The organism is Bacillus sp. cl96, from assembly GCF_900100505.1.
GTDB lineage: Bacteria > Bacillota > Bacilli > Bacillales > Bacillaceae_G > Bacillus_A > Bacillus_A cereus.
In genome coordinates this window covers 319,288-334,180 of record NZ_FNDM01000003.1, presented here as the reverse complement: position 1 = coordinate 334,180, position 14,893 = coordinate 319,288, and the positions used below count along the sequence as shown (strand labels likewise).

Genomic DNA, 14,893 nt, shown 5'->3' with positions numbered 1-14,893 from the left:
TTAGTCATTTATTGGAAGTTACATTATATTTTTCGACCATTATCCAATCTTTTCCTTCTTTATAAAAAACATAAAAAAGAGCCCCTATTTTCAAAACAAGGACTCTTTTCATAAAATAAAACTTTAATCAGCCCTCACCAATCGGGCTGCCTGGCAAATAGCGGGATAAACTATTTAGCTACCTCTTCTTTCGGCATTACCATACCTTTATAAAGTTGAACAGTTATCCAGTAATAAATGAAATAAATGACTAAGAAAATTCCTATTGGCACCCATACTTTTACAAACGGGTCAACTAATATAAAACTGAATAAGTTAAGCCCAACTAAAACGTGGGAAATTCCAATAATTGCTGGGAAGATAAATAAATATGAAATTTCTTTATATATACTTTTCGTTAACATACTGCGTCTCACACCGATTTTTCGTAACATTTCATAACGGCGTATGTCGCGAGAAGCACCTGTTAATATCTTGAACATAAGGGAACTTGCCATCATTGCTAAAAAGGCAATTCCGAGGAAAAATCCCATAAACATTGTTCCGCTCATGAAGCTGTTCATAAACTGATAAATTGTCATTTTCGTAAATAAGTCTACCTTTTCACCTGTTGCTTTTTCAATTTGTGCTTTTTGTCTCTTGTCTATTTCGATCAATAACGGTTTATATTTTTTCATATCATCTACTTTTGCTAATGTTACAGTGTGTTCTGTTCCTTGAATTCCTTTATAATGCTCTTCGTCTGCAATTCTTACTGGTTTTCCGTTAAATTGATTATGCGTAATTTGTATCTCTCTTACAACTGCGTCTTCCCAATCCTTTGGCATACGAGGGAATTTTGCTAATTCAGGAGCCTCTAAAGCTGAATATACAGGTTCTGTTAAAGGTTCAGTCACACGTTTACGAACAGGCTCTTTTAACGTTTTTGTATCAAAATGGTCTGAAACAAGTGGTGGTTTCGCAGTTAAGTCGTTACGTAAATAATAAACGGCTTCTCCATCTACTTTATATTTGTACTTGCTTTCTTCAACAATTTCCATTTCTTTTAAGGCAGCTTTGTCTTGATCATTCGGATCATGAATTACAACATCATATACACGAGAAAAGTCTGTCATAATACCTACATTTTTTTGGAAAGCCATACCTGCCGTCATCGCACCTGCGCCTAATGCAATTAACATCGCTACAGTACCTAATACTCTCGATAAACTATTTACTCGAAAGCGTAGCTGTGCATATGTAAAACTATTTAGACCAGTTTCATTTCGTTTTTTATTCCCCTTAATTTTCATCACAAAAAATGGGAGTAATGAACTAAAGATAAAATATGTTCCAAGTGTTGTAACGATGGTTGCTATAATAAAACCTAATTCAGCATATATTTTTACATTGATCATAAAATAGTACCCTATACTTACTAGTAATACACCAAGTACTGTCATTATAATAATGCGAGTTTTACTTTTCTTCACTTCATCTAGTGTTTCATCTTCACGAATTAACTCTAGTTCAGTTTTACGTAACAATCGGACACTGTTCATTAAGCCAGTAATGAAAAATAGTATTAAGAAGAAAATAGCTGTAACTAAAATTGCTGGTGTGTATACAGATGCATAACTACCTTTTGCTGAAATTTCCATTCCATTCATTAAAAAATTTCCTGCTACACTTGCAAGTAACATCCCTACTAAAATACCGATAATAATACTGACAATACCCATACCGAATGTTTCAATAAATAATAACTGTGCTACTTTTTTCTTTTTTGCACCAAGCATCATGTACATACCGAGTTCTTTTCTTCTTAACGTGAGTAAGAAAGAGTTGGCATATATAATATAAAATACAGTAATGAAAGATAATAGTATTGCACCTACCCAAAAGACGAGTCTAATACTACTAATTAGGCTATTATCTTTCGTAAATTCGCTATTCATCGCCATCGTTTGGAACATATAGAAAATACTAATACTAATAACGAGGCCAATAAGTAAAACCATATAATCTTTTAACATTTTTTTCATACTATGACGTGATAATTTAAATAACATAGTTTCGCCCCCTACTTAGACTCAGCAGCTGAGCCCATATGAGCGAGCACACCTAAAATGTCTTGATAGAAATTCTCTCTAGTGCCTTGACGATTTAATTCTTTATAAAGAAGACCATCTTGAATAAATAAAATACGCTCACAATAACTTGCACTAAATGCATCATGTGTAACCATCAAAATACTTACATTGTGATTTTCATGTAAATCTTGCATTGCTTCTAATAAACTTTTTGCGTTTTTACTATCAAGCGCACCTGTCGGTTCATCTGCTAATACAATTGCTGGATTATGTACTAAAGCTCTTGCCGCCGCTGTTCTTTGCTTTTGTCCACCAGAAACAGCAGTTGGATATTTTGTTAAAATTTCAGTAATTCCTAATTTCTTCGCAACGTCATTTACCTTTCCAGTAATCTCACTTGATGGTACGCCTTGCAGAGAAAGTGGTAAAGCTATATTTTCATAAATTGATAAGTTTTCTAGTAGATTAAAATCTTGAAAAATGAAACCTAATTTTTGAGAGCGAAAATCAGATAACGCATTGCCCTTCATAGAAGTAATATTTGTACCAGCTATCGTCACACTACCACCTGTCGCTTGGTCAAGTGTACTTATCACATTAAGTAAAGTCGTTTTTCCAGACCCAGAAGGACCCATAATCCCGACAAATTCTCCTTCTTTAATACTTAACGATACACCCCTTAATGCTTTTGACTGATTCTCATTTCTTTTTCCATACGTTTTTTCTACACTTTCTACAGTAACTACATTTGTTGACATCTCTTTCACTCCATCCCTTTTGTATAAAATTAATTTCTCACATATTTCTTATTATTTTGTCATGTAAATCCTTAAGATTTTTTTAATTATTCATTCAATAAGAGTTACACCTGTAACATGAACCTATTTCCTACTTCATATTCTCATTTTTCTACAACTCGTTCCCTCGATTTCGCTTACATTTACCTTACATTTTTGTAAGATAAAAAAGAAAACACACTAATTTCTAATAGTGTGTTTTCTTTACAATCAATATTTTCTATTCTTTATTTCTTCTTCAATAGTTGCCACAAATACATCTAGTGCAATAACTTCTGACTTCTCTTCCCCATATTTACGTACATTTACAGCTCCGTTTTCCATTTCCTTATCTCCAATAACAAGAACATACGGTACTTTTTGCATTTGTGCTTCTCTTATTTTATATCCTAATTTTTCATCTCGTGCATCTTGTTCAACACGAACTCCAGCTTGTGCTAATTTAAGTGCAATCTCATTGGCATATTGTTCATGTACTGCATTTGAAACTGGAATTACTTTCACTTGAACTGGTGCCACCCATGCCGGGAACGCACCTCCAAAGTGCTCAATTAATATTGCTAAGAAGCGATCTAATGACCCTAAAACTGCCCTGTGAATAACAACTGGTCTTTTCTTTTCATTATTTTCATCTATATAATTTAAATCAAATTTCTCTGGCATTTGGAAATCAAGCTGGATTGTTCCGCACTGGTGACTTCTATTTAAAGCATCTTTAATATGAAAATCAATTTTCGGCCCGTAAAATGCACCGTCACCTTCATTTAGTCTATATTTATAATTTAGCGATTGTAATACATTTTCTAATGCTGCTTCTGCTTGCTCCCATAATTTATCATCACCCATTGAGTCTTCTGGACGAGTAGAAAGCTCTACTTCATATTCGAATCCAAAAGTTTTATATACGTAATCAATTTGCGCCATTACGGATTTGATTTCATTTTCAATTTGTTTTGGAGTTACAAATAAATGTGCATCATCTTGGCAGAAAGTACGTACTCTTAATAATCCGTTTAACGCACCACTAAATTCATGGCGATGTACTTGACCAAATTCACACATACGAATCGGTAATTCACGATAAGAATGCAATTTATTTTTAAACATAAGCATGTGCCCTGGACAGTTCATCGGTTTTAATGCAAAACTTTTATTATCTACTTCAGAGAAATACATATTATCTTTATAATGTCCCCAGTGCCCTGATCTCTCCCATACTTCTTGGTTCATCATGAACGGAGTGCGTACTTCTTGATAATTGTACTCTTTTTGAATTTCTCTTAAAAATGCTTCCAATTCGTTACGAATCATTTGTCCTTTCGGTAAATAAAACGGCATTCCCGGAGCCTCTTCAGAAAACATAAATAACTCAAGCTCATTGCCTAACTTACGATGATTTCTTTTTGTTGCTTCTTCAACGAAATGTAAATACTCTTCTAATTCTTTTTGAAAAGAGTATGCAACACCATATATGCGCTGAAGCACTTGGTTATTACTATCACCTCGCCAATATGCACCGGAAACGTGAGTTAATTGAAATGCTTTCAAATAACCTGTTGATGGTAAATGTGGCCCTCTACATAAATCTACAAATTCACCTTGTTTATATAGTGTTACACTTTCCCCACTAGGAATTGCTTCTAAAAGTTCTAATTTCAATCGATCGTTCATTTCTTGAAACAGTTTTGCTGCTTCTTCTCGAGAAACCTCAACTCGTTCTATCTTTATATTTTCATTTATAATCTTTTTCATTTCTTTTTCGATTTTTCGTAAATCTTCTACGTTTACACTACTTGGAAGATCCATATCATAATAAAATCCATTTTCAATAACAGGCCCCACCCCAAGATTTATATCACCATACATTCTTTTTACAGCTTGCGCTAAAATATGTGCCGCAGAGTGTCTTGTAATTTCTACACCTTCATTTGAATCTATAGTAATGATTTCTACTTCCGCATTTTCTTCAATATTTCGGCGTAAATCATATAACCCATCATTCACTTTCCCCGCGACTGCTTTCTTTTTCAAACTACTGCTAATGGATCCCGCAATTTCTTCTAAAGTAATTCCTTTTACAAATTCTTTCACGCTACCATCTGGAAATTTAATTTCAATCATTTGTTCTTTCATTTTTCATCTCTCCATTTCATAATAAAAAGCACACTCATCCCTAACATAGGGACGAGCGTGCTTTTACCCGTGGTTCCACCCAGATTCCCATCACAAAATGCAATGGCTTCTTTTACGGTAACGTCGTTTATACGGCACTAGATACTTAATTTCCCCAGTGCAGCTCTAAGGTGGTAAGTTATTTTTCTGCGTTAGGAAGTTCTCAGCTTTCCTTCCTTCTCTGTATAACCGGGTAAAATAACTCGTGTCCTTTTCTTCGCTTATTATGAAATTGAATGTAAAAAAGCATATTCATCCCTAAATATAGGGACGAATATGCTTTTATCCGTGGTTCCACCCAGATTCCCATCACAAAAAACATAATGACTTCTTTTGCGATAACGTCGCATACACGGCACTAGATACTTAATTTCCCTAGTGCAGCTCTAAGGTGGTAAGTTATTTTTCTGCGTTAGGAAGTTCTCAGCTTTCCTTCCTTCTCTGTATAACCGGGTAAAATAACTCGTGTCCTTTTCTTTGCTTTTTGTAAAACATCCATTTATTGTTATTTAATATATCTTATTCATTTTATTTTTGCAAGTGTTTAAAAAAATTATTTATTTAATTAAAAAAGTGAAACCAAATTTTTTTGGTTTCACTTCACAATTTTACCAATCTTGTGGTTCGTAATTTAAGTCTGCAAATAGACGTCTTTTCTCTTTCTTTGTTAAATCTCTCCACTGCCCAACCGGTAAATTATTCAATTCAATATTCATAATTCTCGTACGTTTTAACGTGTATACTTGATAACCTAAAGCTTCACACATACGGCGAATTTGACGATTTAGCCCTTGTGTTAAAATAATTTGGAACTCATATTTTGATAACTGTGTAACCTCACAAGGAAGCGTTTTTGTTCCTAAAATTTTAACACCCGCTGCCATTTTCTCTAAGAAATCAGGTGTAATTGGCTTATCTACTGAAACGATATATTCTTTCTCATGTTTGTTTTCAGCACGTAAAATTTCATTAACAATATCACCATCATTCGTTAACAAAATTAAACCGTCTGAGTCTTTATCAAGACGTCCAATGTGACTAATTCGTAAAGGATGGTTCACTAAATCGATAATATTACCTTTTACTGATTTTTCACTCGTACATGTAATACCTACTGGTTTATTTAAAGCGATATATACGTGATCTCGAGCAATTCGAAGCTGCTCTCCATTTACTCGTACATCATCACCTGGGTTCACTTGGTCACCAATTTTTGCAACCTTACCGTTAATAATTACTCTTCTCTCATTAATTAGTTTATCCGCTCCACGTCGAGACGCTTTTCCAGCTTCACTAATAAATTTATTGATACGCAAATTAGGCACATCCTTTTCTAAAAAAATTTCAAGCTCACACTGCTTCTACCGTACAATACAAAAGGGTAAGCCTCCTATTATAACTTAAATATATTAACATGAAAGGGTATATAACGTCTTCTATTAATTACTTGTTTATAAGAAAATATCTTTATTATAACACTTTTTCAGCGTTTAATATACAAGCCATTCTTCCTTACATACAGCTTGTTTTCCTTTTATCTCTTCTATATCTTCATGAATATTAGCTAATTTATATAAATCTGGGAAAATCTCTTCCACATAATGTTGATGCGTCTGTTCATCTTTCCAATACGTTAACACTATGTAACGATTTTCATTTTTTAAAGACTTCCCAACTACTCCACCTAACATTCCTTTTGCTTTTTCCATTCCTTTATTCCAAATTGTTTCTTGCTTCTGTAAAAAATACTTTTCCTTTTCCACCTTTACATCACATATAGCAACTCTTACGAATGATCCTTCTGTAACAACGTCTTTCAAATGCGTATCAGTTATATCATACAACGTTTGAAATAATTCAATTTCACACGAAAGAAACGTATCCTCTTGATTACTATTTAAATAAATTGTATCGTGAGCACCATTCATAAATGATTGATATGTACTTCTATCTTCCCATAAAGTAAATACACATGCCTCATCTTCATACCATCCACCAAATTGTCCATGAAAACCATCTAGATGCCGTATATCACTCCATTTTTCTTGCGCATTTGAAAACAATTTCTTTTTCTCTTCTTCCACCTTACAGTAGATTGTTTTTAGTAACATTTTTAATTCCCCCTTTAGCATATAATTTATCTTCTTCTCACAATAATTAGTTCACATAATATTTTTATAATCACCCTAATACTCTTTATAGGCATATAGAACTAATCATATTTATCACTACATCTATCAAAACATCTATCGAATTTAATTTCAAATGATTCAGAATAAAAAAAGATGTAACTCTTAATGAATTACATCTTTAGCTAATCTCCCTTATTCATCTTTTTCTCAAATAAATAATACGTAATTTCTCCCGGATAATGTACTACTGCTACCTTCCTTTCCCCTTTTTTAAAACTAACAGTATGCCCGTTTTCCCCTAAGTTCTCCCATCCATTTGCCTTTGTAATAGGCATTACACTTATATATTGATAGTCCTCTTCATTATCATCGTTAATATGGATTGCTGACATTGGCACTGGAAAATCTTTAATTTTAGATTCTTTGTCTACATATATGAGTGCAAATAAACCAACTAATAACATAGCCATTGAAATACTTAAAACCAGTTTTCTTCTATTCATTTTCACTAAAAACCCTCTTTTCTCGCATATAACTTTCATCATTTTATTAAATTTAATTATTCATGTATAGAAAATATATAATTTAAATTATTTCTAACCTATTTTCTCTACTTTAAACAACATTATTGTTATATATTATAATTATAAGTTTTTAAATTTTGGAGGCGTTACATATTGCAGAAATTACTTTTTACTAAATGGACAGTTGTTATTTCTATTTTCATCATTTTCGGTACGATTTTCTATGTTACTAATTTTAAAAATAACAACGAAAAAGCAACTGTAGAAACAGCGGAGACAAAAACTTTCAAAACGAAATTACAACCTAAAATTCATGAATTGACTACTCATTATAATGACATCATCGAAAAAGATTGGTTACCTGCCTGGGAAGAGATTAACACGAATGGAGATTCAGTAGATCGAAATAAACTATTAGTTACAATGAGTGCTGTTTCCAAACAGTACGAAACAATTATGAACGAAATAGACACGCTTAAAATTGAAGAAAACATAACAGATATAGATATACAAAAACAACTACTTCAATTCACAACTCAGTTTAAATCCGCATCAAATTTCATGAAAAATGCAGCAAATTTGATTATAGACGGAGCAAATAACTCTACTTCAACCAATGAAACTATTGAAAAAACAAAACAAGCTTTAGGACTTGCGGATCAACATATTGTCATCGCTTTATCTACTTTAAATGAAGTTAAAGATAAATTAGGACTTACAAAAAAATAAAACTATTTACTATTTTAAAATAAAAAATGATTGCAATTCACAATTTGTATGTCTATAATGTTTTTATTGATTTACAATCAATGTGTTTATAAATTTTATAATTCGGATGAACCATTCAGGAGAAGGTCTATTGATCTACCGACGGGGCAAAAAGTTGTTATACCAGCTTTGAAACTCTCAGGTCTTGGTTACAAGTAGAACTGCATGGGGACGAATCTCTGGAGAGACTCCCTCTCGCTTTCATAGAGCGCGGAGGAAAACGAGCACCGAAGGAGCAAATCCGCTACTTTAGCGGATAATCTCTCAGGTAAAAGGACAGAGACAAGCGAAAGAAAAAGCCGATTGTATCGGTTTATTTTTCTATCCCTTGTTTCTCCAGAGACCATTTCATTTACTTGAAGTGGTTTTTATTTTTTCTAAAAAAGGAGAATAAAGATGGAGACAGTAAGTAAAGTATTAGAACAACTAAATCAATACGTGTGGGGATTACCAACTTTGTTGCTACTCGTTGGAACAGGTATCATTCTCACAGTGCGTTTGAAAGGTTTACAGTTTAGTAAACTATTATACGCTCACAAACTAGCGTTTAAAAAATCAGAAGATACTTCTTCTTCTGGAGATATTAGTCACTTCCAAGCACTCATGACAGCTATGGCCGCAACGATTGGTATGGGTAATATAGCCGGTGTTGCAACAGCGGTTACAATTGGTGGTCCTGGTGCAATATTTTGGATGTGGATTACCGCTTTATTCGGTATGGCAACAAAGTATGCAGAGGCAATACTTGCAGTGAAATACCGTGTTAGTAATGAAAATGGTGAATATTCAGGTGGACCAATGTATTATTTAGAGCGTGGTTTAGGTAAGAAATGGCTTGCTATATTATTCGCTATATTTGGTACAACTGCTTCTTTCGGTATTGGTAATATGGTGCAATCTAACTCAGTTGCAGAGGCAATGCGAATTAATTTCTCTTTCCCTCCTGCTTTAACTGGTATAGTAATGTCATTTTTAATCGCAATTGTTATTTTAGGCGGTGTAAAAAAAATCGGGAAAGTGACGGGATATGTCGTTCCTATTAAAGCTTTCTTTTATATAATTGCTGGTCTTATAATTATTTTCTATCACTACGACCAAATTCCAGAAGCATTTTCACTTATTTTTTCTGGTGCATTTAATGGTACAGCAGCTGCTGGTGGTTTTATTGGGGCAACAGTTGCATCAGCTATCCAAATCGGAATGGCGCGTGGTGTATTTGCGAACGAAGCTGGTTTAGGGAGTGCACCAATTGCGGCGGCGGCGGCAAAAACCGATTCGCCTGCAAAGCAAGCTTTAGTTTCAATGACTGGTACTTTTCTAGATACGTTTATTGTATGTACAATTACAGGACTAGTATTAATTACTACAGGCGCTTGGAAATCAGGTAAAACTGGTGTTGAAGCTACAACACTTGCATTCCAATCTGTATTCGGTACTGCTGGTAGTATGATTCTCGGTATCGCAATTATTTTATTTGCCTACTCTACTATTTTAGGCTGGTCGTATTATGGAGAAAAATGTGTAGCTTATTTATTCGGAGAAAGTGCAGTTAAATATTATAAAGCAATCTTTATTTTCATGATTGCAATTGGTGCTAATTTAAAGCTAGGAATCGTATGGACATTTGCTGATATTGCAAATGGACTTATGGCAATTCCAAACTTGATTGGTTTGATTGGATTAAGTAGTATTGTTGTTGCTGAAACGAATCGCTTTTTACAAGCAGAGAAATTGAAAGAAAATAATAAAAAACAGGCAAGTTAATCTATGAAAAAAGGAATGACTCATACATGATGAGCATTCCTTTTTTCATCCCCTCTTTTACTTAATTACTATCATTAAAAATATATTTATATCAATATTTACTCCTTTTTATTCCTTCAAAAGTTTTTCACATAAATGTCATAAATCGTATGGTCTAACTATATAGTTGAAAAGGAATGCGACATTAAAGTGTCGCTGAAAAACTCATCCAAGAAAAGGGAGGAAAAATCTTTTGAAAAACAAAATCATTGTTTTCCTATCTGTTTTATCATTTATTATTGGTGGTTTCTTCTTTAACACGAATACTTCAAGTGCTGAAACATCATCTACTGATTACGTTCCTAACCAATTAATCGTTAAGTTCAAACAAAATGCATCTTTAAGTAATGTGCAATCTTTTCATAAATCTGTCGGAGCTAATGTCTTATCTAAAGATGATAAGTTAGGTTTTGAAGTCGTACAATTTTCAAAAGGTACTGTAAAAGAAAAAATAAAGAGTTATAAAAATAATCCAGATGTGGAATATGCAGAACCAAATTATTACGTTCACGCCTTTTGGACTCCAAACGACCCATATTTTAATAATCAATATGGATTACAAAAGATTCAAGCTCCACAAGCTTGGGATAGCCAACGAAGTGATCCGGGTGTAAAAGTAGCTATTATTGATACAGGAGTTCAAGGCTCACACCCTGATCTGGCTTCGAAAGTAATTTACGGGCATGATTATGTTGATAACGACAATACATCTGATGATGGTAATGGTCATGGTACACATTGCGCTGGAATTACTGGAGCACTTACGAATAACAGCGTCGGAATTGCTGGTGTTGCCCCACAAACTTCAATTTATGCTGTCCGCGTATTAGATAATCAAGGAAGTGGTACTCTTGATGCTGTAGCGCAAGGTATTCGAGAAGCTGCTGATTCGGGTGCAAAAGTAATTAGTTTAAGTTTAGGAGCTCCAAATGGTGGTACTGCATTACAACAAGCCGTTCAATATGCATGGAATAAAGGCTCTGTTATAGTTGCAGCTGCTGGAAATGCTGGAAATATAAAAGCTAATTACCCTGCTTATTACAGCGAAGTAATTGCAGTTGGTTCTACAGATCAATCAGATAGAAAATCTTCATTCTCTACTTATGGTAGCTGGGTAGATGTTGCAGCACCAGGTTCAAATATATATTCAACATATAAAGGAAGCACGTATCAATCATTAAGTGGTACATCTATGGCAACACCTCATGTTGCAGGAGTCGCTGCTCTTTTAGCAAATCAAGGATATAGTAATACACAAATTCGCCAAATTATTGAGTCAACTTCTGATAAAATTAGTGGTACAGGTACGTACTGGAAAAACGGTAGAGTCAATGCATATAAGGCTGTACAATACGCTAAGCAATTACAAGAAAATAAAGCTTCTTAAGAAAACTTTAATCAGTCGATCTACCATGAATGCGGAATAAAATAGAAGGAGAGACTTCTATAATTAAAGCCTCTCCTTCTTACAAACTATATTACTCTCCCTGCTTTTTAACCATATGTAAATACAGTACAAAATCCATCATTGTCGACGAATGACCAAGTTGACGGATCATCGCTGTTATATTTCCTCTATGATATGTACCATGATTTACGACATGTTGCACTAATTCTAAAATCGAAGTTTCTAATTTCCCTACATATGGATTCTCAATAACAAATACAGCATTCACATCTTGTATTGTAATTAAAAAATCTTTATATTGATTTGCCATGTTTTCAAACATTTTTTCTAATTCATGTAACGATTTAGTTTCAATTTGTTTTCGTAAATCTTCTCGGTCTTGTATTGCTTCATTCATACTTTTACCATGCAATATATGTAACCACACTTGATCTGTAATATAAATATGCACAAAAGTATCCTTAATGGATGGGAATACACTCTGTATCTGCTCATTAAAAATCGTCTCATAGTTTGGTAACTCTTTTAATCGATTGAATAATCTTGTATTGGCCCAAGCATGATAATCACACTGTTTTAATATATAATCTTTCAATTTATATTACCTCCTTATTGTATGAAACGAATGGTTTGTTTCTTCATTTCTGATTCTCTATCAGCCTTTGCAATCCCTTTTTCTTTCATTTCATGCTTATTTATCATTTTATATTTTACATACGTATAAAATTCCGTTTGAAATGGAAATGGTGTAATCCGAATTGTTTCCTCGTCCACCCATTCAGCTTGAATAAGTTTCTCCTCTTCACTATTAAACATTTCTGTTCCTTCAAAACCATCTTTAAATAAATCAATTTCATCTTTCTTTTTGACACCAGGCTTATTCATACATACGTATAAAGAAATTTCATCACAAAACTTTAATAATTTATAATGTTTATCGAACATCGCAAACTGTTCTTTTGTTAACGTTTTCAAGATTCTTTTTTGTCGTTCTAATTCATGTTTATAAAATGACATCATCTCTTCATCTTCCTCGTTTAGTGGAAATGATAAAAAATGTTTACTACAAAGCAATGCCCCGTATGGATTAGAATTCTCAATTTCATTCAAACCAATCGTATAAAAAACAAAACGTAATGGGCTTGGACAATCCATAAATGTATATGGAATATTTTTAGCATCATTCAAAATTGGTACTTTATCAAGCTCTATCCATCCTCTGTCATGCTCATATATTGCATCAACTGTTTCTTTTAAATATGTTTTACTTTCAAAAAAGTCTTCTTTTATATGTTTTGCAATCTCTCCAGCTAAAAAACCATGGTCATGTTGACGAATTAATATACTTTCCTTCTCATTTTTTTCACGAAAAATCATTCATATACTCCCCCTCATCCTCATACTAAAGCTTTTTATATGCATCGATTCTTAATTAATCCCTAAATAATAGAAGGGATTCAGTCTCTTGCAACGAAATTAACATAATTATATAGTATTCTATCTAATCATAGTGATAGCTTTATCTTTACTATCTATTATACTAAAACATTCATTCCAAAAATTTTTTTATGAGGTGAAAACATGAACAAAACAGAATTAATTAAAAACGTAGCTCAATCAGCTGATATTTCTCAAAAGGACGCTTCTGCAGCTGTACAATCCGTATTTGACACAATTGCTAATGCATTACAATCTGGAGATAAAGTTCAACTAATCGGTTTTGGAACTTTTGAAGTGCGCGAAAGATCTGCTCGTACAGGACGTAATCCGCAAACTGGCGAAGAAATTCAAATCGCCGCTGGTAAAGTTCCTGCATTTAAAGCAGGTAAAGAATTAAAAGAAGCTGTTAAATAAACAAGAAACCAGCCATTTTATAGGCTGGTTTCTTGTTTTTATTTAAGCAATTGCTTTATATTCTCTGCATGATACACTTCACAAATATAAAATACACATTTGCATTTACTTACAATTTGATACTTTCTAGTTGGATACACATTCGCTGTAACAGAACATCCATCAAACAATTCAATAATATTTCCAGATGGCTGATATCCTTCATATAATACATTTCTTCTTACTTCCATCTTTTCTATAAGCTTTTCAACAGGAATATTTCCACTCTCTAATTCACTCTTTATTGCGTCCGGTAAAAACGAAGTGTCTGCAAAAATTAGATTTTCAGATAACACCTTGCCTTTATAACTAACATTAGATACACGGTAAAGAAATGTTCCATCTTTATCAAAGAAATTCTTTGCTTCTTTCGGAATGTACTGTCTACCAAGTGCCTCTTGTTCAAGAACATCAAACTGAACTGTATCATTTAAAAGCTTTTCTAAAGCATGAATGGATGATGTATCTCCAGAAAATAAAATATTTTTAATTGCTTGTACGTTATAAGTGAATTCATTCTTTCTATTTTCCGCTACTAACATGAGGAACACCTCTTCTATAATTTTTTTATTTAAGATTTAAAAGTGCTGCCGCATCTAATTGCGTAATTTCAGTTACTTCCTTACTGAATATTGCAACAGAGGCCCTATAATCTAAACTAGGCTTTACATCTTCCATCATTGTATTATTTAATAACTCTTGTCTATCCTTAAAAACCAACAAGTTTGGAGGATCATTTGGAGCTGATACTGTAATATGTACTGGCGGAATCATTAGTCCTTCACCTGTCGCTTTCAGCACCGCTTCTTTTCGAGTCCAATATGTTAAAAATCCTTCTATTTTCTGTTCATTTGGCAGTTTCATAACTTGCGCTATTTCAATATCTGTTAATACACCTTCTGCCATTTTCATAACATCTACATTTGGATTCATTTGTTCTACATCTATGCCAACAGGTGCAGATTTTGTAAAAGCAACGACAACCCACTCACCTGAATGCGAAACGGATAATTGCGGCATACCTTCTGGTAATTGTGGTCTTCCATGCTGCACTTTACATACTGAGCACATTCGATCAATTGGTACTTGGACTGGTGACATAGAAAGTATCTTACCGAGAACTAATCTACTTATTACGCAACCTATTATAAAACGAGCTCGATCTGCCGAATGATGATACGAATTTGCTTTCTCTCGCTCTATATCATTTAGTAAATTGTAATGCCATGATTGTAAATCCGAAATTCTTGCCCACCATATTTGACAATCATTCTCATTCAAAGTTGGAATAGAATCTACAACTTTACTTTCTATCATGTAAACT

14 protein-coding genes, 1 riboswitch and 1 other annotated feature are annotated in these 14,893 nt (G+C 33.4%); of the genes, 4 read left to right on the top strand and 10 right to left on the bottom strand.

Going from position 1 to position 14,893, the window contains the following annotated elements:
• Window positions 1–170: 170 nt before the first annotated feature.
• The 6 genes from BLT20_RS09345 to BLT20_RS09320 all read right to left on the bottom strand — a co-directional run bounded on the left by BLT20_RS09345 (window position 171) and on the right by BLT20_RS09320 (window position 7,718).
• The gene (locus BLT20_RS09345; RefSeq protein ID WP_000897854.1) at window positions 171–2,051 is read right to left on the bottom strand and encodes an FtsX-like permease family protein; all 1,881 of its coding nucleotides are present in this window, start codon (window positions 2,049–2,051) and stop codon (window positions 171–173) included.
• Window positions 2,052–2,062: 11 nt separating this feature from the next.
• A complete protein-coding gene (locus tag BLT20_RS09340; protein ID WP_000106426.1) occupies window positions 2,063–2,830 on the bottom strand; it encodes an ABC transporter ATP-binding protein in 768 nt (255 codons plus the stop codon).
• A 249-nt stretch (window positions 2,831–3,079) separates the two neighbouring features.
• Window positions 3,080–5,002 (bottom strand): threonine--tRNA ligase, encoded by a 1,923-nt coding sequence (thrS, locus tag BLT20_RS09335; protein WP_000663064.1) that lies wholly within the window; start codon window positions 5,000–5,002, stop codon window positions 3,080–3,082.
• A gap of 302 nt (window positions 5,003–5,304) precedes the next feature.
• Window positions 5,305–5,528, bottom strand: a binding site (T-box leader).
• A gap of 121 nt (window positions 5,529–5,649) precedes the next feature.
• On the bottom strand, window positions 5,650–6,357 hold the full coding sequence (rluF, locus tag BLT20_RS09330) for a 23S rRNA pseudouridine(2604) synthase RluF (RefSeq protein ID WP_001222171.1): 708 nt from the start codon (window positions 6,355–6,357) through the stop codon (window positions 5,650–5,652).
• 174 nt (window positions 6,358–6,531) lie between these two features.
• Entirely contained in the window at window positions 6,532–7,152 is a 621-nt protein-coding gene (locus BLT20_RS09325; RefSeq protein WP_000925179.1) for a YdbC family protein, read from the bottom strand.
• A 203-nt stretch (window positions 7,153–7,355) separates the two neighbouring features.
• Window positions 7,356–7,718 (bottom strand): hypothetical protein, encoded by a 363-nt coding sequence (locus tag BLT20_RS09320; RefSeq protein ID WP_002025767.1) that lies wholly within the window; start codon window positions 7,716–7,718, stop codon window positions 7,356–7,358.
• Window positions 7,719–7,850: 132 nt separating this feature from the next.
• On the opposite strand from BLT20_RS09320, the gene BLT20_RS09315 reads away from it, so the two are divergent.
• From BLT20_RS09315 to BLT20_RS09305, 3 genes are all read left to right on the top strand, one after another.
• Window positions 7,851–8,426, top strand: a complete 576-nt coding sequence (locus BLT20_RS09315; protein WP_001170870.1) for a hypothetical protein — start codon at window positions 7,851–7,853, stop codon at window positions 8,424–8,426.
• Window positions 8,427–8,634: 208 nt separating this feature from the next.
• Window positions 8,635–8,755, top strand: a riboswitch (glycine riboswitch).
• Window positions 8,756–8,861: 106 nt separating this feature from the next.
• Window positions 8,862–10,229, top strand: coding sequence for an alanine/glycine:cation symporter family protein (locus tag BLT20_RS09310; protein WP_000451037.1), 1,368 nt, complete (start codon window positions 8,862–8,864; stop codon window positions 10,227–10,229).
• Window positions 10,230–10,461: 232 nt separating this feature from the next.
• Window positions 10,462–11,655, top strand: a complete 1,194-nt coding sequence (locus BLT20_RS09305) for a S8 family peptidase (RefSeq protein WP_000790935.1) — start codon at window positions 10,462–10,464, stop codon at window positions 11,653–11,655.
• A gap of 91 nt (window positions 11,656–11,746) precedes the next feature.
• Here the strand turns inward: BLT20_RS09305 and BLT20_RS09300 are convergent, their stop codons facing one another.
• Both BLT20_RS09300 and BLT20_RS09295 read right to left on the bottom strand, forming a co-directional pair.
• Entirely contained in the window at window positions 11,747–12,271 is a 525-nt protein-coding gene (locus BLT20_RS09300; protein ID WP_000656267.1) for a DinB family protein, read from the bottom strand.
• Window positions 12,272–12,285: 14 nt separating this feature from the next.
• On the bottom strand, window positions 12,286–13,053 hold the full coding sequence (locus BLT20_RS09295; RefSeq protein ID WP_000577294.1) for a DUF3891 family protein: 768 nt from the start codon (window positions 13,051–13,053) through the stop codon (window positions 12,286–12,288).
• A gap of 204 nt (window positions 13,054–13,257) precedes the next feature.
• Here BLT20_RS09295 and BLT20_RS09290 point away from each other — a divergent pair, with 204 nt between their 5' ends.
• Window positions 13,258–13,530: an HU family DNA-binding protein gene (locus BLT20_RS09290; protein ID WP_001043905.1), complete on the top strand. Its 273-nt coding sequence runs from the start codon at window positions 13,258–13,260 to the stop codon at window positions 13,528–13,530.
• Between the two features lie 38 nt (window positions 13,531–13,568).
• Here BLT20_RS09290 and BLT20_RS09285 read toward each other — a convergent pair whose 3' ends face one another.
• On the bottom strand, window positions 13,569–14,111 hold the full coding sequence (locus BLT20_RS09285) for a hypothetical protein (RefSeq protein ID WP_000959125.1): 543 nt from the start codon (window positions 14,109–14,111) through the stop codon (window positions 13,569–13,571).
• Between the two features lie 25 nt (window positions 14,112–14,136).
• Window positions 14,137–14,886, bottom strand: coding sequence for a 4'-phosphopantetheinyl transferase Sfp (gene sfp, locus BLT20_RS09280; RefSeq protein WP_000573004.1), 750 nt, complete (start codon window positions 14,884–14,886; stop codon window positions 14,137–14,139).
• Window positions 14,887–14,893 lie beyond the last annotated feature (7 nt).